Here is a 25,206-nt window from a genome sequence, read left to right on the forward strand (position 1 = left end):
AAGAGCCCTACACATTTGATTTGTCGAAACTTTGTTCAGTTTTCAAAGGTCTACTTGGATTATGTAACACATTTAATTATTATACTATCAATTAAATTAAAAGTCAACATAATTTTAAAACATTTTTTATACATTATCCTTTCCCGCTCTCGCCTCAAATCGACGTTAATGCCTGTTGGAAAGGGATTAACTAACAACTTTCGTCATTAGCAACAATGAATATCATACCAACTATTTGTTGCTCCGTCAATAACTTTTTTTATTTTTTTATGAGCTCAAACTTTTAAATCCTTATAAACAACCATTCCTACTTTTTTATCCCGTGTATTCTTTGCTTTGCAGCATCCTCCCTGGGCCCTAAAAGCTTTAAACACCAGCCGTTCTCCACAATTATATAGAAATTTTCTGATACGCAGTCTTTCGCCTAGTATTCCACTAACATAAAAAGGAAGGGGGCTGTGACAAAAGTTAACTTTTGTCACAGCCCCTCTTTTATTCCGGATAAACGTGTTCCATAAGTCAAAATTCTCCGTCTAACTGCAAATTACTCATGGTAAAGTACTCGCTATGTTCTTAATTTCGAGTTAGTACTCAAAGTTGCCCGACTTATGTCACACTCTCTTCCTTAATCTCCTGTGATTCAATTTTTCAGATGCTAAGCCATTTTGCTGCACTTGCTTAAACTAAACATCCAATCATCTATTTAATCAAAGTTACCCCACCCATATAAGGTCTTAAAGCTTCAGGAACTGTGACTGTCCCATCTTCATTTTGATAATTCTCAAGAATTGCAGCCACTGTTCTACCAACTGCCAAGCCTGACCCGTTAAGAGTATGGACAAAATTAAGTTTGCCATTTTCATCCCTGTACTGGATATGAGCTCTCCTAGCTTGAAAGTTTTCACAATTTGAACAACTCGAAATTTCGCGGTACGTGTTTTGCGCTGGAATCCACACTTCCAAATCATGTGTCATCGCGGCAGAGAAGCCCATATCACCAGTTGAGAGTGTAATAATGTGATATGGCAAGCCCAATTTTTCAAGAATATCTCCAGCATCTTTGGTCATTTTTTCCAATTCCGAATAAGAGTCTTCAGGTTTAGTGTACTTAACCATCTCAACTTTATTAAACTGATGCATTCTGATCAAGCCTCGCGTATCACGCCCTGCACTCCCAGCTTCCGATCTAAACGAAGGTGAAAGCGCAGTAAAGTAAACTGGTAATTTTTCAGTTGGAATAATTTCATCCCGATAGTAATTGGTTAAAGGCACTTCTGCAGTTGGAATTAATGTCAAATCCTGATCTTCAATTTGGAAAACACCTTCTTTGAACTTAGGAAACTGTCCAGTCCCATACATGGAATCTCCATTTACCAAATATGGTGGAATAACTTCTGTATAGCCCTCTTTAGCATGTTCATCCAGCATAAAGTTATAGACGGCACGCTCTAACTTCGCACCTAAACCTACATAATAGACAAACCTGCTGCCGGATACCTTTGCCCCACGTTCAAAATCCAAAATTCCCAGTTGTTCACCAATTGTCCAATGTGGTTGTGGTTTAAAATCAAACTTAGTTGGCTCTCCCACGACCTTAATTTCAACATTAGCACTCTCATCCGGTCCAACTGGAATTGTAGGATTAGGCAAATTTGGCAACCGCGCAGCGATCTTTTGAACCTCTTCTTCTACTTGCGCCAGCTTTTCATCTAATTCTTTGATTTGACCGCCGACTGTCCGCATTGCAGCAATCTGTTGGGCAGCATCTTTTTTAGCTCTCTTGGCAGCGGCAATTGCCTGTGAAACTTCATTTCTTTTTTGCTTCAACGACTCGGTTTGGACAACCAATTCACGTCTTTGCTGGTCCCACTCCATCAACTTATCAAGTGTTGCCGGTTTGACACCGCGTGTGGCCAAGCGCTGTTTAACTTCCGCTGTGTTCTGACGAATCATTTTAATATCTAACATTCAGTTTTCCTCCTAAAAAAATAAAAAAGCCTCTTCATCCCAAATATTGGGACGAAAAGACTTTTGTTTCGCGGTACCACCCATGTTCGACAATTCTGTCGCACTCAAGCAAAATAACGGTCTCCCGTGCAGCATTACCTGCCCATACTCCGAACGCTGGAATTTCGACCTCATGGTTTGCACCACCCACCATGTCTCTGACTGTCTACTTATGGCGAACTCTGATGTTTCACGATTATTATGCCATTATTTTAACCTCTTACACCAAAAATAGCAAGTTGGTTTTTTACATATCGCACACTATTCCTTATGAATATCGTGTGGTGTCAAATCAACTTCTTCTAGCGGAATTAGCTTAGTATGATACTTAATCTTATAAAATAAATAGAGAATCACAAACAACGGAATACTCATATAGCTAACCCCGATTGCCTGCCAATCCCAATTTGCAAAAGACTTCAGGTCCTGTCCGACAATTACAAGAATACATAGCACCAAAGATAATAACGGACCAAATGGAAAGAGTTTTGCACGGTACCGTAACTGCGATAACGACTTGCCTTGTTTTTTGAAAGCACGTCTGAAACGATAATGCGCAAAAGCAATCCCAAGCCAAGCAATAAATCCAGTCAATCCACTAGCACTCAACAAGAATGTATAAATGCGATTTCCATAAATACCTGCTAAAAAAGTCAACAGACCGACAAAAGTCGTCCCCAAAAGTGCAAAAACAGGAATCCCGCGGTTATTTAGCAAACCAAAGATACGTGGAGCCTTACCACCCTTTGCCAGCGAATAAAGCATTCTCGTGGATGCATACATTCCCGAATTAGCAGCTGAAATTACTGAAGTCAAAATAACAGCATTCATGACACTGGCTGCTGAGGCAAGCCCTGCACGCCGAAAAACAAGTGTAAATGGACTGATCGCAATATCTTTTGCATCCGAACCTAATAAATTATGGCTAGTATAAGGGATTAAACACGCAATCACAAAAATAGAAAGAATGTAGAACAAAAGGATTCGCCAAAAAACCTGCTTAATTGCCTTAGGAATACTCTTTTCTGGTGTCTCTGATTCCCCCGCAGTAATTCCAATCAATTCAGTCCCTTGAAACGAAAAGCCCGCGACGACAAAAACACTCAAAACAGTCGGAATTCCGCCTACAAATGGAGCCTTGTGATAGACAAAGTTCTCTAAACCAACTGCATGGCCGCCCATAATCCCAAAAATTGTCAAAAATCCAATTACTAAAAAGATAATGACAGTTACGACTTTTATCAAAGACATCCAATACTCAGCTTCTCCAAATGAAAGGACTGAGAAAGCATTGATCATAAAAATCAGCAATAAGGCAGCGGCACTAAAAATCCAAGTCGGCACTCCTGGCAACCAAAATTTCATCACCAATGCCACAGTACTAACATCAACCGCCAATGTAATAGCCCAGTTGAACCAGTAATTCCACCCCATCGCAAAACCCAAAGCTGGATCAACAAAACGTGAAGAATAGGTTGCAAATGATCCGGTCACCGGTAAATAGGTCGCCATCTCACCCAAACTAGTCATCAAGAAATACACCATAATTCCAATTCCAATATACGCAACCAATGCACCACCGGGACCAGCAGTGCTGATAGCGGACCCGCTTGCAACAAATAGTCCGGTGCCAATACTGCCGCCCAATGCAATCATCGAAAGATGACGTGTTTTGAGCGCACGTCTGATGTGGCCCTCAGGCTTAGACTTAGCTGTTGTTTCCATAAAAATCCTCCTTAAAAATAAAGAGGCCTATTGTGTTGCACTTAAGTATCTAAAAACGCAATTAACATCAAAAAGCCCTGCCAGTATATTTACCTACCGGCAGGACTCTTAATAGTCTCTAGCAACTAAAAATACAAAAGTCATACTCGATAGCGCTCCGCGAATTAACGCGACAGTCCCCATTTTATTAGAATGGGGCCCAGCTCAATGCTGTTAAAGCAGCATCTGCTTCGGCGAATTCTCCTTTTACTGTCCTTTAACAATGCTTTACCATCTGAAAACAGTTACTGATAGCTTTCGCGACCTCTCTTCGATAAAACTTATTATACCCTAAACAGCGTTCAAAAAACAAGCTGACTAGCGATCAACTTTTTAATTTAAAGCTAATGTAATTGATCCTCAAGAATTTGTTTTCCAAGTTCCTGATTAAAGCTGTAATCAACTGGAACATCGACCACTACTGGGCCCTTCGTAGCAAAAGCTTCATCTAGAACTTTTTTAAGATCTTTAGCCCTTGAAACACGCAACCCTTTAGCACCAAAACTTTCAGCATACTTGGCAAAATCAACTGGCCCAAATTTAACGCCGGCAGAAGCACCATATTTCATCTCTTCTTGGAATTTAACCATGTCATAGTTGCCATCATTCCAAATAATATGCACAATATTCAAATGCAGCCGGACTGCAGTCTCTAAGTCCTGACTAGAGAATAAGAAACCACCATCTCCAGAAACTGATACAATTTGTGTTTGTGGGCGGAGTAATGCAGCGGCAATCGCCCATGGCAAAGCAACTCCCAAGGTCTGCATCCCATTACTGAAAAGCAAATGACGCGGTGCATAACTTCTAAAGTGACGTGCCATCCAGATATAAAAGCTGCCGACATCTACCGTGACCGTCATCTCATCTTTTACATGCTCTTGCAATTCTTGAATTACACTGAGCGGATGATTAAGGATCTGATCGTCTTTTACTGCTGGAGCTTCGTCTCTTTTTTCAAGTTTGTCATGCAGTTCAGCCAAATACTTGCGTGAAGTCTGTGGGACTTCGTAACCCTTCATGTAAGGTACTAAGAAATCAAGCGTCTGTGCAATATCGCCAACGAGCTCTCTTTCTGGCTGGAAGTTCTTGTCGACTTGAGCCCTAATAGTATCAATTACTACAATATTAGCCTTTCCATCTGAATTCCAGTTACGCGGCTCATATTCAATCGGATCATATCCAATCGCAATCACTAAGTCGCTGCGCTTTAGTAACTGATCTCCAGGTTGGTTGCGGAACAATCCAACTCTTCCAAAGAAATCATCTTCCATCGCACGCGGAATAATTCCTGCACCCTGGAAGGTCTCAACAACTGGCAAATGAGTTTCTTCAATTAGTGTTCGAATTGCCTTGGTCGTTTCAGGTGAAGATGCACGCATTCCCAGTAAAAGAACAGGTAACTGTGCTGCTTTGATTCGCTGGGATAAGAGGGTTGCTTCGATGGGACTAGCCGGTCCGAGCTTAGGCGCTATTAAAGGTTTGATCACCTTGGTTTTGACTTCACTATCAATCACGTCTTGGGGAACTGAAACAAACCCTGCCCCTTGCTTGCCAGCTTCAGCTTCTTGATAAGCATTCGCAATCACTTCGGAGATATTTTCCGGATCTTGCACCTCGGCACTGAATTTGGTAATTGGTGCAAATAAAGCTGCGTTATCCATGCTTTGGTGCGTCAAACGCAGTAGATCTGTGCGCTGGACTTGTCCAGAAATCGCTAGAACTGGATCGCCCTCGGCAGTTGCTGTAACTAGGCCGGTTGCCAAGTTGCTGGCACCTGGGCCCGAAGTTGTGACTACAACTCCTGGTTTACCCGTAATTCGACCAATTCCAGCCGCCATAAAGGCTGCGTTTTGTTCATGACGCGTGAGAATCAATTTAGGTGCTTTAGGATTAACTGGTTTTTCAAGGCGCTCAAAAACCCGGTCAATCTTTGCGCCTGGAATTCCAAAGACATACTTGACATCATGATTAGCAAGGCTGTCAATAATCGCGTCGGCTCCATAATATTTTTTGCTATCTTCCATTATAAAAACTCCTCTTTACTTAAAAAAGTTGTTTCACCAATTGCACTCCGCGGGTACAACAAATACAGTCATTATGATAGCATTGCAAAAATGCAAATACTAGCGTGTTTTTTCATTGTGAATAAAGTAATTAAAGTAAGATGCCTTGCATCCTGCGCTGCCTTTGAAAGCATTCTCAGAAAAAAATTAAATTGTTAAATTCTTAACGTTGCACACAACCTTAAAATCAGCCGGTAAAATCGCGCCGATAAACGCAGGCCCTCTCCTGCTGCGCAAAATTCTTCCAAAAAGGAAGTGTGATCACGTCTTGACATACAAATCCATTTTTCTCTAAAACGCGAGCTGATGCTGGATTGTCTAAAGCAACAAAAGCTTCAATTGTTTTCACTGTTCCTGGCGGCAAAGTTTTTAGTAATTGCTTCAAAGCTAGTGTCATTATTCCTTGATTCCAATAGTCTTTGTTAAGTGCATACCCCAAAGTCCGAGTAGTTGTGACTGGTTCACCAGCTGCATTACTACCTTCATATAAACAGATATTACCAATTACCTGTTTCTTTTTTTGCTCTTCAATCACCCATGAAAAATCATTGTCCAAAAAATGCATAAAGGAAAGTGCATCTGCTTGGTTGTTAGCACGCTTAAACCCAGCAGCTGCTGCAACTTCTTTTTGCGAACTGTATCTAAACAGCGCGCCAACATCGCTTTGAACTACCCGCCGTAAAAGAATATCCTCGTTGTTCACAGCAAACATCTTCTTTCATTTTTAAAATTGGTAAAGTGCATGCTATTTTTTAATTTTTTTTGGTACACATCTCAGAAGAAAAAGCGGTAATAAAATCCCTTAAAAAGGGCGTCATGAGGTGCTCCTTAGGCCACACAAGTGCCAGTTGCGTTTCCCAGGCGTGGCATGCAACTGGGACAACTTCATGAAGCGTATCGGTGTGCGTTACCGAAGACGGAATAAGCGCAACCCCATACCCACAATCTGCCCAACGTAAAGCAGTTCGTGCGTCATCGCAAGTTACTGCAATTTGAGGAGTAAGACCTGCTCTTAAAAAGGTTTGTTCAAATTGACTGCTAAAGCGCCGGTATGTGACTAATGGCCATTTTACAAGTTCTTGCAGCGTAATTTGCGCTTTTAAATGCGCCTGAAATTCACGTGGAAAAATGGCTGCCATCGGTTCAGACGGAAAATACTGCATCTGCAATCCGGTCCCATTAAAAGGGGTCCGAACAATTGCAATCTCAATCATTTTTTTTCGTAGTTTTTCAATTACACCATATGTGTTATCCTCTATAATTTCAAATTTTAATCCAGGATAGTTAAGCTGCAAATTGCGTAGCTTTTGACTAGGTAACAGTTTGACCGAAGATGAGATCGATCCTACAACTATCGTAGCCCCGACACCCTTTTTTGCAGCCTTCAGTTTACTTTGTGCAAGTTGGGTTAGGTCAACAATTTGCAACGCATATTTACGAAACAGTTTTCCTTCTTCAGTCAACTTGATACCGCGTGAAGTTCTTTTAAATAACTCAACACCCAATTCTAATTCCAACTGCTTGATCTGATAACTCAAAGGCGGCTGTGCAATATGTAATCTTTTGGCAGCGGCTGTAATCTGGCCCTCCTCGGCAATCGTGATAAAAAAAGATAATTGTTTTAAATTCAAATGAACTTCCTCCTTACTGCTGTATTCATTAGTTAGTATATAATAATTTGATGAAAGTTATCTGAATTTGGTATTTTTCAGATAGCAGGAAGAGTGGTATTCTTAATGAGCAAATATCCTTCCTTAAAGGGGTTTCTACTATGTCAAATGATATTTTAATTTTATTGTTAATTGGTCTTTTCGCTGGCACTATGGGTGCCATTCTTGGACTTGGCGGTGGCATTATTATTACGCCAATTGTTACGCTTGCCCTTGGGCTTGAGATTAAGTATGCGATTGGTGCAAGCATTATTGCCGTAATTGCTACTAGTTCAGGTGCGACGATCGCTTTTTTAAAAGACGATGTTTTGAATCTGCGGGTTGCAATGTTCCTTGAAATTGCAACAACGATTGGTGCGATTGCCGGTGCAATTTTGACTGGAGTAATTAATTCTGGCTTTCTTTATGTACTGTTCGGTAGTTTGCTAGTTTTTTCAAGCTGGAATATGTTGCGCAAGCTACGTGCTGGGCAAGAGGTCTTGCAGCTCACTCATCCCGATAAAATTGCAACCCGCTTTAAGCTCAATGATAGTTATTATGATAAAAATCTAAAAGCTAAAATAGATTATCAAGTTGAGCATATTCCAACAGGTCTAAGTATCATGTTTGGAGCTGGTTTAGCAAGCGGGATGCTTGGAATTGGTTCAGGAGCTTTCAAAGTTATGGCGCTCGACAATGCCATGAAGATGCCCTTGAAACCTGCCAGTGCAACTAGTAATTTAATGATGGGTGTTACTGCCGCTGCCAGTGCAACAGTCTATTTTTTCAACGGTTCAATCAGACCGGATATTGCTGTCCCACTTGCACTTGGAATCCTAGTTGGTGCAACCATTGGCAGCCGCATTATGCAGTTATTACCTTCAAAAATTATTAGAGCCGTCTTTATCCCAGTGCTCCTTTATTTAGGTTTACAAATGATTCTCAAAGGAACGGGGGTGCTTTAAAATGGAAAAGAAAAAACCAACACTAGCACTTGAGATGAAGGAAATTGAACTGACAATCGGAAAAATAATGCGTGTAGGTGTTGTACTTGCAGCGGTTTTCATGTTGGTTGGAATGGGGCTTTTCTTCATAAATAAAGGGAGCGGATACCCGGGTGCAACCTTTCCAACTACGCTAACATTGATTTTTCAAGGTACGCTTCATTTTAAAGCCTATGCCTATATGATGGCCGGAATCTTTTTTTTAATTCTAACTCCTGTCCTGCGTGTTATCGTCTCAATCTATGCATTCTGGAAAGAAAAAGACTTCCTTTATGTTTATATTACCTCCGCAGTGCTTTTCATTTTAATCATTAGTTACCTCATTGGTCATCACTAAGAATTTTTGTTAGAATAGAAATGTTAAAAAGGAGATGTTTGCTGTGGCTACACAAAATGAACCAGAGCAGCTGAATCGGAGTGAACGCGTTCAGCGAAGACATAAACCCACACGGCATCACAAAAAAAAGAAGCGTTTTTTTACTTTTTTGCTTGTAATCCTGTTGCTTATACTCGGTTTTATCTTATTTAGCCTAAACCGTGTATATCAAAGTGCACGTGATGCCTCAAATGCAATTTATAGCCCCAGCAAGATCACTAAAGCCCGCAACCCCCAAGCTCTTCTTAAAGAAGGTCGTCCGATTTCAATCTTGCTGCTTGGGACAGATACCGGTGCATTGGGACGCAACTTTAAAGGACGGACAGATACTATGATCGTCCTAACCCTTAACCCGACAAAGAAAAAAATGACCGTTGTCAGCCTGCCACGGGATGGTTTGGTCGCAGTCAGCGGTTATAAACAGCACTACCCAAGCAAGCTGAATTCTGCCTATGATTATGGTGGCTCTGCAACTGCTGTTAAAACTGTGCAACAGTATCTCAACGTTCCAATTGATTTTTATGCAACGATCAATATGGGGGGACTTGAGAATCTCGTTAATGCGGTTGGCGGAGTGGACCTTAAACCATTATTAACGTTCAGCTATGGCGGATATTCCTTTACTAAGAACCAGCAAACTCATATGAACGGTGCTAAGGCACTCGCATATGTCCGAATGCGCTACACTGATCCACAAGGAGACTACGGACGTCAGCAACGCCAACGTCAGGTATTAACAACAGTAGCCTTTAGCGCAACCAAGCTGCAGATCCTGCTAAGAGACCAGTTTTTCACTGAATTAAAACAACAGCTAAAAACCGATCTTTCTTTTAATGATCTAGTTTTGTTAGCACTAAAATATCGTGCGGCAACCCACAACATTGCCTCCGATCATGCCCAAGGCAGCTCAGCCATGATCTCCGCTCAATCCTTTGAAGTTGTCTCAGAGACAGAAAAACAGCGAGTCACTGACCTGTTGCGCTCATCACTTGAGCTCGAAAGTGCTTCTACTGGAAATACCTTAAAGAGCTCCCAGACAATTGACACTACTGCAAAATAACATATGCTTATTAAGTTTTTACCGAAAAAATAGTTTCGCTTTACCTACAACAATTGGCCGAACCCTACTTAAATCAGCAGACTTGAGATTAAAGAACTGATCAAGATAAAAAGCGACTTTCTTCCATCACGAAGAGAGTCGCTTTTTTTGTCTTATGTACATCTATTACCGCGTAAGCTGAGCCTTCGCCTACGGAGCTTAACCGCTGGTAATCGCACTTCTTTCTTAACAATCTGCAAATCTAGAGTTGACAACTGCTAAAAAAGCAGTATATTTATACTAAAGTAAACGCTTACATTGAAGGAGGAATTATTTTATGAACGAAAACAGCTACCGCGCTTGGTTAGAAAAAACGCCGCACACTTATGAGATCGATTTCCAAAAAAGCGTCCTTGTTCCTCAAATCGAAAATTTTCCCGAGGTTCAGCAATTGGGCAACTTAGTTCAGATTCACCACAAGCATTGGTTAATTGAATCTAATATTCCGGAGCTTGACCTTTTCAGTCAATGTTTTATCGGCGTGATGAAAAAGCATCATGTTCCGACCGAAAATTACTATATCAACCAACTACAAAAAAATAGCTAAGATCAGCTTAACACCGATAATGACATTCACCGCACAGTCTAGGAGTTTGGGACAAAAGTCGCAAACTCTTTTTTTGTGTTCGTGTTTTCCAAACAGCTAGTGCTGAAACGTGCCCAAGCAAGCTAAAAAACAGTTGTTACTAAACTTACAACCATTCAAATTTACGTTGATGCAATTCAACTACAGCATCACATTTTTTGGCGACTTCAACTTTTTTTGTTCCGACAATCACGCACCTTTGCTGCTCATAAGCAGCTGCTTGCAGCAATTCTAGAATGTCTCCGGCACCTTCTTGCCCCACTTGATTTGTCGGCTCATCAGCAACTATAATCTGCGAATCGCAACACATTGTGCGTGCAACGGCAACGCGTTGCTGTTGTTCAAGTGTCAGTTGTGTAACTCTACACTGGGCACTTCGCCTGTCAATACCACTTTGCTCAAGCTGCTGCAGTGCATATCCTTGATCTCCAGCATGATGCGCCTCCGTTATTTCCATTGCTGTCAATAAATTGTCTAAGGCTGACATGTATGAAAAAAGGTTCTCTGTTTGAAAAATCATTGAAACATGTCTTTTTCTATAATTCAACATGCCGATTTTTGCCAATCCTCGACCTTCAAATTCAATTACACCTTTGCTTGGACGCGTGAGTCCTGCTAGCAAGGAGAGAAAGGTTGTTTTCCCAACTCCACTTTTGCCGACTACTGCATAAAGGTGTCCTGCTGTAAATTCAAGATCAACGTGGTCAAATAATTTATTAGCAGCATTTCCATACCAATAGGATAGTTTCTTCGTTCTTAGCATCCTAATCCTCCTTATCTGCTCATAAAGCGGTACGGTTCCAGAAAAAGAATATGTGCTGTACCAATTAAAACCGCTAGCACAATAATTAGGCTTCCAAGTACTATCAACTTACCGTAAGTATTCCAGCTAAGATGAACTGTTAATGTTTTTAACTGTTGATTTTGCCGCAAAATTCCCTGTTGTGTTCCTGTTTGTGCTGAAACCTCCTCGGTCGTAGCATTATTTTCAGCCTGCTGATTCTGGGCAGTTCCAATTGTCAGGCTACTGGCATTCGCTGAATTTTGCTGTATTAGCTGCTTTGAGATTAAGTTTCCAAGTGTTGTACCCCCAGAAACCGCCATCACACTTGCAACTAGCCCGATTAACAATAACTCACTCCCTACTTGCGCCGCAATCTTCATTCTCTTTTCTCCTAATGAGAGTAAAATTCCAATCTCAGCACGTCTTTTGCTCATTATCGCAGCAACTATAATTGTCAAGATAATCGTTCCCAGGCTAACAGAAACCAGCAATAAACCCTTTGCAAAAGTTCTAACATTATTTAAAGGAGTTAACAATGCACGATAAACACTGTCATCTGCCGCCAAGACATATTGGGAAGAATCTAATTGCAAACTAGCCATTTTAACAAACTTCTTTGCCACTACCGCATTTTTTAAACTAAAAGTTACTGAATCCGCCATGCCGTTTGTATTTTTCAACTGATTAACGGTTTCTACTCCAGCATAAATTGTATTACTGGTATTCATCTGTCCCAATGCTAAAGAACTCGCAGGAGCTCCTCCTTGATAAATTCCCACAACCTTTAAGCTAATATTTTTCTGACTACTGCTTTTAATACTAATTTTAGACCCAACTTTTAGTTTGTTCTTCTTAGCAAGTTGCTCTTCAATAATGATGTTACGTGTGCGCCCATCGCTGGCTCTAAGAGCACGTCCTTGTGTTATTTTCGAACCTCCACTCGAAAAAGCAATCAAACTAGTAGTCCTAGTCACACCTAAAAGCGAGAGATTCTCAGTATTTTGTTTACGTCCACTGACATGTGTCGCACTTGCGTCTGCCGTTTCAGTAACTGCAGAAAAAGAGACTGCTTTAACAGTCGTCATACTTGAAACATTGTAACTTTTGACTGCTGTCGCAGCCGCTATTTTTTTAGCAACCGCAATCCTTACAGCAGGCAAAGTTAGTTGTTGCTGTGTTCCCTTAGGCTTGGTAATATTTCTGAATGCCTGTTCGCGATTAGCCGTGAGTGTAACAGTTGCATTTGCACTACTCTTTACGCGCTGAATTGCCTCCTTGGCAGTTTGTTCTAGGATCAGACCGACTAGTATAAACAAGAGGATCATTGAGAGTACTAAAAACAATCCAACACTTCGCCCTTTGTTAATCTTAACATTCAAAAATACGCGTTTCCTAAGACTCATTTTCACACCTTCTGTCCGCTCACTCTTCCGTTCAATCATTACTACTTACAGAGTAAGCAAAAAGTGTGAAAAAAAGTGGGACTTTCCGTGTTAAAAAATACAAATTATTTGTGAACTTATTGCAATTTGATATTGTTGGCACTAATTCAAAATACAAGATCTTTTCGTGCTTCTAGTTACTAACCAACGCTCTTAATCCAGCTTACTTACCACTTGCGCGAAGGCGAAAATAAGCCCGCGCAACCAATTCAGAGATAAAAAAACCCATTGCAATAGAACCTGCAATCATTGTAACCTGCACTAAATAATCAATTGCACCTAAATCATTACCAGCTGCAAAGCTTCGGACCGCCTTATACGCTTGTCCACCTGGAACAAGTGGAACTAAACTGGGAATATTGAATAAAATCATCGGCATCTTAAGTCTGCGCGCCATCACCATTGAACTAAGTCCGATTACCAAAGCCCCAGTAACATTCGAAAGCATTGTGCCGGCGTGCAGATGCCATGCAAAAAGATAAGCCATCCAGCCTAAAACCCCTACCCAACCACAGGAATTTAATGCGCGGTGCGGAATATTTAAAATGATTCCAAATCCCAAAGTAGCTAAATAACTGCAGCTTACGTGCAATAAAATCACCATTGCTGTCACCTCTTTTACATAAATCGAAAAACAAATGCAATTCCCATTCCAATTGCACATGCACTCAGTAAAGATTCTAATGCCCGTGCCATTCCACTGAGAAAGTGCCCTGCAAAAACATCGCGAACTGCATTAGTGATCGGAACCCCAGGCACAAGCGGCATTACCCCACCAATTGTGATCATATCAATCTGATTTCCAGCTCCCCAACGCACACATAAGACCGCCGTAATGCCAATCAGAAAGGCTCCTAAAAATTCGCTAACAAAACGTACCTGCAAACGATTATTAATAAAATAATAACAGCTGTACCCGAAACCGCCTGCTAAGGCAGTTGCGAACATATCCTGCCAAGCGCCACCATACATTAACATTAAAGTCACACTGATTACTGTTGCTGCGACAAGCTGCAACCAAAACGAGAAAAAAGGGGAGGTCACATTTAATTTAATTAAACTATCTCTAAATTCCTGCAATGAAATTTGGCCCTTTTGAAACGCGCGTGACTGCTGATTGACTGACGAAACTTTTTCAAGATCAATGGTTCTTTTTTGAATCGGCTCAACTTGTGACGCCCTTTTTTCAGGAAGAGACATTAATATTCCAGTTGTCGTTTCGAAAATTTTAGGATCTTTAATTCCGGCATTTCGTGCTATTCTTGTCATCGTATCATCTACTCGTGCCATATCTGCACCATTTTCAATCATTATTTTCCCTGCCAATAACACAGTTTCAATAATTTGATCATCGCGTTCCATCACTCACCCAGCCTCCTGCTCTTTTGAGGCAAATTATCTAACAAAAAAATGTTAAATGCAATTTCTTTTTAAATTTTTTTAAACCACGTAATAATCATACTCAGTACCCCAGCAATCACTATCAAAAATGTTAATCCCTCAAATAACACCTCATACGAAGCAAATTCAATTACTACTCCACCAAGTAACGGACCAATTGCATGGCCTAACGAAGCAGAGATGCTCACAAACCCTTGATATTTTCCTTTTTCCGCCTCACTGCTTAGACTAGCCACCAGTGCAGGAATTGTTGGAAATGCAATTACCTCCCCAAGGGTGACAATTACCATTGAAAGAATAAAGTGGGGATAATCCTTCGCAAAAATCAAGGAACCAAAACCAAGTATAAACAGCAAAAAACCACCGTAAACTTTGTGATACCCATTAATCTCAAAATGAAGTTCCAAATAATTAATTAGCGGTTGCCCAATCACAATAATAATGCCATTGATTGTCCATAAGTAGCTATATTTATTGAGGCCAATTCCTAACGACTGCATATAAACTGCCAAATTTGATTGCCATTGACTATACCCAAGTTCTATCATTAAATACGCAAGTAACAATCCACAGACAATCCAAACAGCAAAGACCGGCGTTTTTTTCGGCAAAAGCGGATCAGTTGCAGCGGTCTTTTCAGGTACTGCTACCTTGCGTGGAACTCGGTAGTGGCGCTGAGCAATTAACCAGAAAAATACAAACAAAATAAAGGTCACTACAAAAACATAGCGAATATTGTATTTAACAACGAAACCCACAATAAAGGTGCCTAGCACAACCCCACAGTTAGCGGCAAAATACATCATATTGAAAACATACGCAGCATCATGATGTTTAATAGTAGTTGCTAATGCATTAATAATTGTATTTGCAATTGCTCCACCAAAACCATTTACAAGCAGCAGCAGCGGATAAAGCGGCCAGCCATTAAAGAAAATCAGCAAAAACATTGAAATTAGCGAAGCTCCAATTGATCCCAGTAGCCATGGACGATAATTGAAATGATCATAAATATATCCTCCCAAGTAACTCCCGCCAATCATCAACACTGATTCAACAAATAAGACAATGCCTGCTAATGTTAGTGTCTGATGCAAATAATCGTGCATATAAACTGTTGTCAACGGCCAAATAAAACTAGTTCCAGTACTCGCAATCAGGCTTCCCAGCAGCAGCCAGCTTAATTTAAGTCTCTTTTGTGTCATCTTCTTTCCCCCAACAAAAAAACCGGAGCAAGGCTTCCGCCCTGTTCCGGTTTCTTATGACTTAATTAGTCTTTATTAACGTTAACAGCTTGTGGGCCGCGGTCGCTTTCTTCTACATCAAAAGTTACGTGTTGGCCTTCGTCTAAAGTCTTGAAGCCGTCACCTTGGATAGCTGAGAAATGTACGAATACATCGCTGCCATCTTCACGAGTAATGAAACCAAAACCCTTGTCTGCATTAAACCACTTAACTGTACCTTGTTCCATAAATAAAATCCTCCTTGTGCCTAATCTGGCACTATTTTGAAATAGTTGTAATTCTTGATCGGCACAAATGGGGAAAGTTATTTGAAACAATCTAACCACGGTAACCTATACAAAAATACAACTCATAGTATAGCATGCTTATTATAAAAAAGATAGTGTTTTCAACTATTTCACAAAAATATAATGAGCTGCTTTAAAACTAACGCTTGTTTCTTGTCCAGTCCGTGCCACTTTAATTTTAACAGGACCTTCAAAAGGAGCATGCCCTAAAATGAGTAACTTGTCACCCAACTGAAGTTCGATGTCATCAAGATAAAGTAGCAAGTCATGATTATCAATAAAACGGTCAACGATGACTTCCTGACCATCTTGCGCATCTGCCAGAACTTGGTGACTGTCCTCTTGATAATTTCCAGACTTGTCAGGAATTACCCCACCGTGTGGACAATGGGTTGGATGTCCTAAAAAGACCTCAAGATGATCCATCAAATTCTGACTTGTAATATGCTCTAACACCTCGGCATCAGTATGCACATCCTGTAACTTATATCCTAGTGCAGACACTAAGAACGTCTCCCACAGGCGATGCCGCCTCACCAATTCTTCAGCAACCTGGATTCCTTCATGGGTTAGAGAAATTCCAGCATATGGGGTGTGTTCGGCCAACCCATCTTTTACTAATTTGCTAACCATCTCAGTTACAGAACCTGCAGCCACGTTCAAGCTTAAAGAAATCTGCTTGTTGGTAACCTTCTTCTGGGTTCCGCCTAATTCAAAAATTATTTTTAAGTAATCTTCCTTTTTTGGAGTCAAGTTTTTCACCTCACTTGCCCGGTTCACTTTTAGTATAACAACTGCTTAGAAAACAATGTCTAATCTATATTATACCAAAAAAACAATTTAGGCAGTAAAAAAACACTATTTATTCTCTTTGACTAGTTAGTATGTCGAGTCCCAAATGTGAACACAAAGCCTGCATATCATCCGGTAAAGCCGCAGTGCAAGCATTTTTTTGCAATGTAAATGGATCAAGATAGCTGAGCTTAAAAGCGTGCAACGCCTGCCGCGTAATTCCCTTGTTCAAGTCTCCTCCATAAAGTTCATCACCTAAAAGCGGACAGCCAATTGCACTAAAGTGGACTCGAATTTGATGCGTTCTTCCAGTATGGAGCTTAACCTCAACTAAAGTTGTTCCAGAAGACTCATCAAGCACCCAATACTCGGTTTTTGCAAATTGTCCTGCAGCAGTCACTTCCCGCTTGATTTGCTTATCCTGACGTCCAATACAGGCTTCAATCAGCCCATGTTGCTGTGGCAACCGACCGCTTATGACTGCCAAGTATCTTTTTTGAAGCTGTTGTTTTTCGGTTTGTTTACCTATTAAGCCTTGTGCCAGTCTGTTTTTGGCAACTAAGACAATTCCACTTGTATCACGATCCAAGCGTGTGATGATGTGCGGTACAAGATCTTGCGCTCCCTGAGCCATTAAGTATCCCTTAATTCGGTTAACCAAGGTAGACTTACGATTACTTGGTCCTGGAACGCTGGTAATCCCGGCTGGTTTATCAACCACGAGCCAATTTTGATCTTCAAATAAGATTTTTAATGCTCCAACCGCTGGTAAAATAGCAGGGTTATTTTCAGGTATTAAGCCCAAAGTTACATGTTCAGCGATTGCCACCTTTTGAGTCAGGTTACTTTTCTTTCCCTCTAGCCAAACTTCACCTTCTCCACGTTTGACACGTGAAAGAATGCGGTGACTAACACCTTTGACGGTTAACAATTTTTTAATTGTGACTTCTGCTTTAAGATCGTTTATCCACGTATACTTCATTATTTACACTCTCAAAATTCCTTTTTAACTACCTTATTTTTTTCTAAAAAATCCTAGCACAAGCCCTAAGATACCGTAGCCGCTCAGCCAAACTCCTGAAACCTGCATCTGATTAAAAGCTTTCTCCAAAAGAGTCGCAACTAAGCCGCTTGCCTGTTGTGCTTGTGCAGAGACTGTCGTAATTATCCCAGAATTCCCGATTAGAAAAGCAGCCACCAAAAGCAGTAATCCACTCACTAAAGCTGCTAATCCAAGATAATGTAACCATCTCAAAAAACTGCGTTCATGAAATAACTGGAGTAGCAATAAAACTATGCCTAAAATCAGGCTTCCAAACAAAAGACCACGATTAAGCTTAACAGCCGTACTTAGAGTCGTCGCCAAACGTGGTGCTGACGTTGCTGAAACTTTTTTATTCAGATATTCACCCAGTCCATCAAGGAAAGTATTTTGGGCTGACTGATAAAGTGCATTGCTGGTTGGAATTCCAACTTTTTGAGCTTTTTGTGCAATGTTTTCCCCAATTTGCTGTTTGACAGTAGTCGTCTCAATCAATTGCTGTTTGCCTGCATAGACATTGCGCGTTAAAGCCGCCAGATCGGTTTTTACCTGGGCTTTAGTCAGCAAATTCTGTGTCACTGCAGTTGGAATATTATTTTCAGCTGCCAAAGCAGCCACGACTTGATTCAAGGTCGTGGTTGCTTCGTTCACATAAACCGGTTTTGTAATTTCTGCCACCGCTACATCTGCTTTGAAAACTGTTTTATTAAGCGAAAATGTACCTACAAATATTAATAATACCAGCCCAAGGAAAAATGCCAGCCATCTACTCAGCCCAGCTCCTGGAACTCTTCTTTGCTGCAAAGAACTTCTGCGTAACCCTTCATTTCCCCTGTTCATTCTTCCACCCCTTAAATTAACCAATTCACACCATCAGTATAACCCGGGGGACGGACAGCAACAAGCGGATCATTCACTCTTGAGCTTGAAGTGTGCGATTACTATCCGGCTGCCATAGCAAAAAACAATTCCTGCCAAAAGAATTACAATAAACGGTACCGTAGGGTCGAAAGAGCCTAGAGTTGCATTTCTACTAGCATCTCCCACTAAAAAATAAATTAATTTAAGTATCGAACGCGCTAAGCCAGTAAATGAATCCTGACTAGCTGAACTAGCAATGAATGACACTCCAACTACATTCAAAGTTGCAAGCGCAACAAAGATCAAAACCCGTTGTTTCCTAGTAAAAAGCGTGAAGATACTACCTACAAAAATCCCGCCAAGTGCAACAACATACGCTGCTAAAATAATAAATGCAAGTGCGGCTAAAATATTTAAAAGCGGATTGGCAAAAAATTTGCCATACATTTCCATATAAATAGAACTTCTGTTCCATGAATCTTGAAAGGGTACAAGCAATGTGAATAAAATTCCAACAATCTGACCTAAAGTACTAATTCCAAAGTAAGCCAGCAAACGTGCTTTCCAATAGGTTTTTCGTGAAATTCCATTTTGATTTAAGAGCTTAAAATCTCGATATCCAAACAGCGCTAATAATGAAATCAAGAAAAAGAGCATTTGGCCAACATGAGTATTGCGGAGCAGACCTTTAAGATCAAGCGGATTGCTGTTTATTAACGAAATTGCAGCAGGAACAAGCACAAAACCCACTATCATCCAAAATATAATATAAAGTAACTGCACTAAGGCGCGTTTGAAAAGATAGATCGTCACACTCCGTTCTTTAGCCGTCAGCATTTACTTTTCCCCCTTTTCATTGGTTAAATTGATAAATAATTTCTGCAGGTCCAGATGTTCTAATGAAACAGTGTCCGGCAAGTGGCGTTCATCATCTACTCCGCCAAAAACGTAATTACCATAAATATTCCCCAAAGATTCATGACCAATCACATTTAACCCAGCTGAATATTTGCAGACATCTTCCTTAGGCCCCGCAATTAAATACGCTTTAGCCAACACATCTTCAACTTCACCAGCTACTAAAATCTGCCCATTTTTAATAATAAAAACTCGTTCTAAAAGATTAGCGAATTCACCAATTAAGTGCGTTGAAACAATGAATGTCCGGTGTGTCTGCGCGTAATTTTCCATCAATTCACGATAAAACAACTCACGGTGATTTGCATCCAATCCCAGATCCGGTTCGTCCAAAAAAACGTAACGTGCTGGCACACAAAGAGCTACAATCAATTTAAAAATGCTACGATAGCCCGTAGATAATTTACCAAATTTTTGATTGAGATCTAACGAAAATTCAGCTGCCAGTTTGTTAGCATAAGTATAATCAAAACTGCCATAGAGCAATTCAGTCGTTTTTAATAATTTTTTTAAGCGCTCTCCTTCGGGGTAAAGATTGCGCTCACTCATTAAGTAAATTTGTTCAAGCGCACTGTCATCATCACAGACTGTTTTCCCGTCAAGCGTTACCGTACCTGCAGTTGGAAAGATCCGGGCAGCGATAATATTCAACAATGTACTCTTTCCAGCACCATTTCTGCCCAAAAGCCCATAGATTTTTCCGGGAACAAATTCTAAATTTATCCCACGTAGGACTTCATGTTTACCAAAACGCTTTTTAATATTTTTGACTTCAATTCCCATCAGTTAAAACCCCCGTTTAATTAAATCTACAAGTTCTCCCTCAGAGATTTGCAATCCCTTTGCTTCTTTAATGAGTTGAATAACCTTATCCTGATAAAAAGCTTTGCGCCGTCTATCAACTATTACAGCATGTGCACCTTCCGCAACAAACATGCCAATCCCCCTCTTCTTAACAATCAATCCCGCTTCTACCAATCGATTCATTCCTTTTAAAACTGTAGCTGGATTGATGTGGAAATCTCTTGAAATCTCTGTCGTCGAAGGAACTTGAGCCCCTTCATGATAACTTCCCGTGAAAATAGCTTCTTCTATTTGCTGTGCAACCTGCAAATAGATTGGTTCTGCACTGTTAAAGTTAAAATACACTCTTTTCACCTCATCATCTGTCACAAGTGCGCAATCCTATTATTTATTAATTTTCTTCACTCAGCACTATCTTTTGGTACAATAACACCAATCCGACATAGTACCCAAAGTATAACGCAGCAAAGAACGTAAATGGAATCCAAATTCCGTAATAAGGATTTCCCAACAAGCCTTTAAAAAGATTTAGTCCGAATAAAACATGCACCACTCCAACTAACGCAGGCAGCAAGAACAATAGCCCCACTTCCTTTTTAATTGCATTTCTAAGTAATTGAGGACGAACACCCAGCTTCCTTAACAATTCATAACGCCGTTTGTCGGCAAAAGCTCCAGAAAGCAACTTAAACATTAAACAACTGGCCAACATTGCCAAAAAAGCAATTCCCAGAAAAATCCCCATAAATTGCAGTCCTGAATAGAGTGGTTTAACAACCTTAAATGCATCATAACTACCACGAAAAGCTGCTTGGCTGGAAGCTGACATTTCCGTTGTTTTAGCAGCTTCGCTTTTTACCAACTTGTCCAATACTGCTTGCTTTGAAGTCAACCCTTCAGTTCTAAACAAGAATAAACTGCTTGTTGATCCCTCTTTTTTTGCAAAAGCGCGCTCACTAATAAAATGTGGGTGTCGTGTGGCAAACTTGGCTCCCATCGCTGTCATCAGATCTGTAGGGTCCTTTTGCAACTCAGCAACCTTCTGCCCACGATACACGCTTGTGAACGTGCTCTTTTTTGTCACTGGAATTTCAAATTTTTCCTGCTCAAACTGCTGCTTTATAAAATAAACATTCTGCTGATCGCTCTTAAAAAGATAGGTCACCTGTTTTTGCGGTCTCAATGCAGTTACAAGCTTTTTTTGCTGCGCAGTTGGTCCAACTAGACCAAGTGTATAAGCACTGCCTGCAGTAGCAGTTTTTTCAATTATATTATTAAATCCAATTCCTGTCGTAATGGCCCCCAAGGCAAGTGCAAACAGCATTGCGACTCCAGTCAAAATTTTTGTATAATCGTGTATGCGAAACTCTAACTGTCCTAATGTAAACGTGCGTAAACCCTTTTTAGCATTCTTTGTCTTTCGCAAAAAAGCTACTCCTGCTGTAATCACAGCGTTGAATAAGAAAAATGTACCAAATGAGAGCGTAAATAAACCAGTAGGAATAGTCTGCTGTTTCAAGACCAGCGGATGCATAATGAACCAATAACCTGTTCCTAACAATCCAAGTCCGCATAGCACCTGAATTATTTGTTTCCACCAAACAATTCGATGCCTGCTTATTTCTTGTGAGCTATGCAGCAGCTTCAATACCGATTTGCGCGTCATCACAAATGTATTGAAAAAAGCAGCTAACAGAAACAGCCCCAGATACATAAATAACGTCCAAATCACTGCCTTCCCCCAAAATGGGGCATAATGTTTAGCCGTCACGGAAAATAACTTCAGCACAAAGCTTTGCATTAAAGCACTCAAACCAATCCCGACAATAATCCCCAGTACCGTCGAAACTATCCCTACAAAGACTGTTTCAAGCCAAATCATTTGCCCAATCTTCTTGCGACGTGCCCCTAGAATCATAAACAAACCATAATCATGTTGACGCATGCTCAGCAGAAAACTGTTCGCATAGTTAATGTAGATAAACGTGATCAGCATTAATAAGACCGCACCAAAAGAAAAAATATACCCGATAATACTTACAAGTTGACCATTGGCATGCAGGTAAACGTTATTAGTCGCCAACGTCTCAAACAAATAGAAAATTGCACTTGAAATGATCAAACCCGAAAAAAGAATTAAATAATCTTTCCAACGGTATTTTATCGCGCTGATTGTTAATTTTCTTAGCATTCTACGCCCCCCTTACTTTTCAAAAGTTCCTAAGATATCCAATATTTCTTGGTAGAATTGTGTGCGACTAGCCTGGACCTGTTTCACCAACTCATGTTCGACCTGCCCATCTTTGATAAAAATAATTCTTTTACAAAAACTGGCCGAGAATGCATCATGTGTCACCATTAAAATTGATGTTTTCTGTTGTTCATTAACTCGGTACATCAATTCCAGTAATTCGCGTGCAGACTTGGAATCAAGTGCTCCTGTTGGTTCGTCACCAAATAAAATTGTTGGATCATGTACTAGTGCTCTTGCACAGGCTACACGTTGCTTTTGCCCTCCAGAAAGTTCACTGGGGTATTTTTCTAACAAATCAGAAATTCCTAAAGTTGCTGCAATTTTGACTACGCTATTTTCGATTGTTTTTGGCTTCACATTCTGCAGTGAAAGAGCTAACCCGATATTTTCTGCGGCAGTTAAATTCTCAAGTAAGTTAAAATCTTGAAAAATAAAACCGATCTCTTTGGCCCGGAAATCTGCTAATTGATTTCCCTTTAATCGGCTAACTTCTGTGTCATTGATTTTAACTGTTCCACTAGTGGGGTGATCAAAAGTTGCCAGCATATTAAGCAAGGTTGTTTTCCCCGAACCAGATGCCCCCATGATTCCTACAAACTCACCTTGTGCAACTTCAAAACTAATTGCTTTTAAGGCTTCATACTTTTTTTCAGTTTGCTTACCGTATACTTTTCGCAAACGTTCAACTTTAATAATTGTTTTAGCTTTCATTTCTGAACATCTTCTCCCATTCGTGGTGTAGTTAATTACTTATGTAACTAACCATATCACTGAATAACCTGAATTGCAATTAGTTTTTAATAACTTGCACAAACTCCGCAAAATCTCAGTTTGCAGTGCAAAATAAAAGGAACCAGGTCAAAAAGTATCTTTAGCCCAGTTCCTGCTTCAAATTTAAATTTCACGCAGCAAGAGTTTGGGACAAAAGGTAGTTGGCTGCACCTACCCCCGTAAGTCAGACAATTCCATCCCAAAATTTTCCGTCTTACGCTGTAATGCCCGCCAACTAAACGCCTTTTGTCCCACGCTCCACTTTTTTAATTAACTAAACATTATTAAATCCTAATTAACAGTTGCATAGTTCACTAAAATGTCAAGTTGTTCATTATAGCCACTCTTCACCTGAATCAGGATCATAATAATGCAACTTACCGTCAGCCTCTAAGACTGCATCACCCTTGACCTGAATTCCATCCGCTTTAAAGTAAAGGTGTTGACCTCTAATCGTTTGCTTACCTGTAACTGCGACTCCATTTTGATCAAGATACAACCATGAGCCATCCGGTAATTCTTTGAAATCATCTTTAACTTGGCGACCATCTGCATTGAAATACAAGGTTTGTCCGTTAATGACTTGTTTTCCCGTAACTGCAACCCCGTTTTGATCAAGGTACAACCACGAACCATCGGCTAGTTCCTTGAAATCATTCTTAACCTGACGACCGTCTGCATTAAAGTACAGGGTTTGTCCATTAATAACCTGTTTGCCAGTGACCGCTACTCCTTGATGGTCAAGATACAACCACGAACCATCACTGTCTTTACCAAACCCATCAATAACCATATCTCCTGTATTTTCAGCAAAATATCTGATGTTATTACTACTATCAATCACAGCTTTGCCCTTAACCTGAATTCCCTCAGAATCAAAGTATTGCGTTACCGTTTCACCATTTACCGCTGTAATTTGGGTCAATCCCTTTGCCATCGTGCCATCTTTGAAGAAATATCTCCAGTTGCCATCAGCTAGTAAATAATAACGATCGGCAACTTGTCGCCCGGCCTTGTTATAGTAGTAACTTTTATTACCATCTGACAAGTAAGCATCCCTTAACTCGATTCCATTAGGCAAGAAATAGTAGTTATAGCCGTTTATTTTATTAGCGCCCGTTACCATATAACCGTCATTATCAAAATAATACCAGTTATTCCCATCCTGAATAAAAGTTCCTTTAGCCTGATATCCACTGGTTGAATAAAAAGTAGTCTTATCATTCTCGGTTACAAAGCCTGTACTTGCCTTTCCTGCCAACAGCTGATTAGGTAGAAAACTATTATTGCTGGAGACACTGAAGTACTTATTCGTTGCCCAGTCTTTCAAAACATACCATGCTCCACGACCTTGAATATTAGAGCCATTGAAATATTTAGCTGACCATTCAGTGATCTTTTCATTAGGATTCATGGATTGTCCGGTTGAGATTTGCTTGGTCTTAAACAGATCTGGGTAAAGCTGTTTAATTTTATCTAAGAATGCGCCCCCATACATTGCCTGATATTGACCACCGCCAACAGTATGAGAATCATAGAGTGTATTATTAATTGCTGAATCCTGATCATAGATTCCAGCAGAATTTGTCCGTTCAGCTGTCACAATCTCCTCACCTGGAAGATTATAGATTTGATCTGGAACCCAGTCGTTAATTGCCTGAATTCCTTGGGCATGCAATGCTTTGATGGCGCTCAGAAGTTGTGCGACGGTCCCATATTTAGTCGGCGTATTGTACCCCACATCATAGCGATCAGTAAATGCATATCCATTTTGAACAACAGAGTCTAAGAAACTAGCATCCGTACTTGAGCGGTATTGCGGTGCTAACTCAAAACTTGTAATGCCTAAGTCCTTAAACAACTGTGCATTCTGCGCAATCTTGACATTGGTATACTCCGCTGTTTGTGTCGGCATTGCTTGAAAATTCGAAAATCCTTCAAAAATCACTTGTGAATCTAAAGCTGCATTAGAGTGAAATGTGCTTCCATCTGTTGAAACAGCAGTGCTGCTGGCAGTGCGCGCATCTTGGGTACTGCTTGCTCCCACTGGAACCC

The 25,206-nt window shown here is 40.4% G+C and carries 25 protein-coding genes and 1 riboswitch; of the genes, 4 read left to right on the top strand and 21 right to left on the bottom strand.

Annotated elements, in window-relative coordinates:
- Positions 1–699: 699 nt before the first annotated feature.
- The 6 genes from serS to FD50_RS10935 form a co-directional block, all read right to left on the bottom strand.
- Positions 700–1,968: a serine--tRNA ligase gene (serS, locus tag FD50_RS10915; protein WP_056961699.1), complete on the bottom strand. Its 1,269-nt coding sequence runs from the start codon at positions 1,966–1,968 to the stop codon at positions 700–702.
- Between the two features lie 12 nt (positions 1,969–1,980).
- Positions 1,981–2,142: a hypothetical protein gene (locus FD50_RS12740; RefSeq protein WP_156653541.1), complete on the bottom strand. Its 162-nt coding sequence runs from the start codon at positions 2,140–2,142 to the stop codon at positions 1,981–1,983.
- A gap of 126 nt (positions 2,143–2,268) precedes the next feature.
- Complete coding sequence (locus tag FD50_RS10920) at positions 2,269–3,732, bottom strand: amino acid permease (protein ID WP_056961701.1); 1,464 nt, start codon at positions 3,730–3,732, stop codon at positions 2,269–2,271.
- A 142-nt stretch (positions 3,733–3,874) separates the two neighbouring features.
- Positions 3,875–4,049, bottom strand: a riboswitch (Lysine riboswitch).
- Positions 4,050–4,115: 66 nt separating this feature from the next.
- Entirely contained in the window at positions 4,116–5,798 is a 1,683-nt protein-coding gene (alsS, locus tag FD50_RS10925) for an acetolactate synthase AlsS (RefSeq protein ID WP_056961703.1), read from the bottom strand.
- A gap of 226 nt (positions 5,799–6,024) precedes the next feature.
- Entirely contained in the window at positions 6,025–6,540 is a 516-nt protein-coding gene (locus FD50_RS10930) for a GNAT family N-acetyltransferase (RefSeq protein ID WP_056961705.1), read from the bottom strand.
- Positions 6,541–6,589: 49 nt separating this feature from the next.
- On the bottom strand, positions 6,590–7,468 hold the full coding sequence (locus FD50_RS10935; protein ID WP_056961707.1) for a LysR family transcriptional regulator: 879 nt from the start codon (positions 7,466–7,468) through the stop codon (positions 6,590–6,592).
- A 140-nt stretch (positions 7,469–7,608) separates the two neighbouring features.
- Here FD50_RS10935 and FD50_RS10940 point away from each other — a divergent pair, with 140 nt between their 5' ends.
- The 4 genes from FD50_RS10940 (at position 7,609) to FD50_RS10955 (ending at position 10,512) form a co-directional block, all read left to right on the top strand.
- Positions 7,609–8,451 (top strand): sulfite exporter TauE/SafE family protein, encoded by an 843-nt coding sequence (locus FD50_RS10940; protein ID WP_054757716.1) that lies wholly within the window; start codon positions 7,609–7,611, stop codon positions 8,449–8,451.
- A gap of 1 nt (position 8,452) precedes the next feature.
- Entirely contained in the window at positions 8,453–8,827 is a 375-nt protein-coding gene (locus tag FD50_RS10945) for a DUF1634 domain-containing protein (protein ID WP_054757715.1), read from the top strand.
- A 43-nt stretch (positions 8,828–8,870) separates the two neighbouring features.
- Positions 8,871–9,926 carry an LCP family protein gene (locus tag FD50_RS10950; protein WP_235803469.1) on the top strand — a complete coding sequence of 352 codons (1,056 nt, stop codon included), beginning with the start codon at positions 8,871–8,873 and terminating at the stop codon, positions 9,924–9,926.
- Between the two features lie 316 nt (positions 9,927–10,242).
- Positions 10,243–10,512 carry a hypothetical protein gene (locus tag FD50_RS10955; protein WP_054757714.1) on the top strand — a complete coding sequence of 90 codons (270 nt, stop codon included), beginning with the start codon at positions 10,243–10,245 and terminating at the stop codon, positions 10,510–10,512.
- A 145-nt stretch (positions 10,513–10,657) separates the two neighbouring features.
- Here FD50_RS10955 and FD50_RS10960 read toward each other — a convergent pair whose 3' ends face one another.
- The 15 genes from FD50_RS10960 to FD50_RS11030 form a co-directional block, all read right to left on the bottom strand.
- Entirely contained in the window at positions 10,658–11,314 is a 657-nt protein-coding gene (locus FD50_RS10960; protein WP_056961711.1) for an ATP-binding cassette domain-containing protein, read from the bottom strand.
- An 11-nt stretch (positions 11,315–11,325) separates the two neighbouring features.
- A complete protein-coding gene (locus tag FD50_RS10965; RefSeq protein ID WP_056961713.1) occupies positions 11,326–12,738 on the bottom strand; it encodes an ABC transporter permease in 1,413 nt (470 codons plus the stop codon).
- Positions 12,739–12,940: 202 nt separating this feature from the next.
- Complete coding sequence (locus tag FD50_RS10970) at positions 12,941–13,381, bottom strand: threonine/serine exporter family protein (protein ID WP_056961715.1); 441 nt, start codon at positions 13,379–13,381, stop codon at positions 12,941–12,943.
- 14 nt (positions 13,382–13,395) lie between these two features.
- Entirely contained in the window at positions 13,396–14,139 is a 744-nt protein-coding gene (locus tag FD50_RS10975) for a threonine/serine exporter family protein (RefSeq protein ID WP_054757711.1), read from the bottom strand.
- 68 nt (positions 14,140–14,207) lie between these two features.
- Positions 14,208–15,383, bottom strand: coding sequence for an MDR family MFS transporter (locus FD50_RS10980; protein WP_056961717.1), 1,176 nt, complete (start codon positions 15,381–15,383; stop codon positions 14,208–14,210).
- 65 nt (positions 15,384–15,448) lie between these two features.
- Positions 15,449–15,649, bottom strand: a complete 201-nt coding sequence (locus FD50_RS10985; RefSeq protein ID WP_054757709.1) for a cold-shock protein — start codon at positions 15,647–15,649, stop codon at positions 15,449–15,451.
- 165 nt (positions 15,650–15,814) lie between these two features.
- The gene (locus FD50_RS10990; protein WP_056961719.1) at positions 15,815–16,462 is read right to left on the bottom strand and encodes a metal-dependent transcriptional regulator; all 648 of its coding nucleotides are present in this window, start codon (positions 16,460–16,462) and stop codon (positions 15,815–15,817) included.
- Between the two features lie 109 nt (positions 16,463–16,571).
- Positions 16,572–17,483, bottom strand: coding sequence for an RluA family pseudouridine synthase (locus FD50_RS10995; protein ID WP_054757708.1), 912 nt, complete (start codon positions 17,481–17,483; stop codon positions 16,572–16,574).
- Between the two features lie 33 nt (positions 17,484–17,516).
- Complete coding sequence (locus FD50_RS11000; RefSeq protein WP_056961721.1) at positions 17,517–18,383, bottom strand: hypothetical protein; 867 nt, start codon at positions 18,381–18,383, stop codon at positions 17,517–17,519.
- 69 nt (positions 18,384–18,452) lie between these two features.
- A complete protein-coding gene (locus FD50_RS11005; protein ID WP_056961723.1) occupies positions 18,453–19,241 on the bottom strand; it encodes a hypothetical protein in 789 nt (262 codons plus the stop codon).
- The gene (locus FD50_RS11010; protein WP_056961725.1) at positions 19,242–20,105 is read right to left on the bottom strand and encodes an ATP-binding cassette domain-containing protein; all 864 of its coding nucleotides are present in this window, start codon (positions 20,103–20,105) and stop codon (positions 19,242–19,244) included.
- Positions 20,106–20,108: 3 nt separating this feature from the next.
- Positions 20,109–20,471 carry a GntR family transcriptional regulator gene (locus FD50_RS11015; protein WP_056961727.1) on the bottom strand — a complete coding sequence of 121 codons (363 nt, stop codon included), beginning with the start codon at positions 20,469–20,471 and terminating at the stop codon, positions 20,109–20,111.
- 46 nt (positions 20,472–20,517) lie between these two features.
- Positions 20,518–22,317, bottom strand: coding sequence for an FtsX-like permease family protein (locus FD50_RS11020; RefSeq protein ID WP_056961729.1), 1,800 nt, complete (start codon positions 22,315–22,317; stop codon positions 20,518–20,520).
- A gap of 12 nt (positions 22,318–22,329) precedes the next feature.
- Positions 22,330–23,091 carry an ABC transporter ATP-binding protein gene (locus FD50_RS11025; protein ID WP_056961732.1) on the bottom strand — a complete coding sequence of 254 codons (762 nt, stop codon included), beginning with the start codon at positions 23,089–23,091 and terminating at the stop codon, positions 22,330–22,332.
- A 394-nt stretch (positions 23,092–23,485) separates the two neighbouring features.
- The coding region (locus FD50_RS11030; RefSeq protein ID WP_275453082.1) for a glycoside hydrolase family 70 protein at positions 23,486–25,206 on the bottom strand (1,721 nt) is incomplete at its 5' end.

It is taken from the genome of Liquorilactobacillus satsumensis DSM 16230 = JCM 12392, from assembly GCF_001435195.1.
Taxonomy (GTDB): Bacteria; Bacillota; Bacilli; order Lactobacillales; family Lactobacillaceae; genus Liquorilactobacillus; species Liquorilactobacillus satsumensis.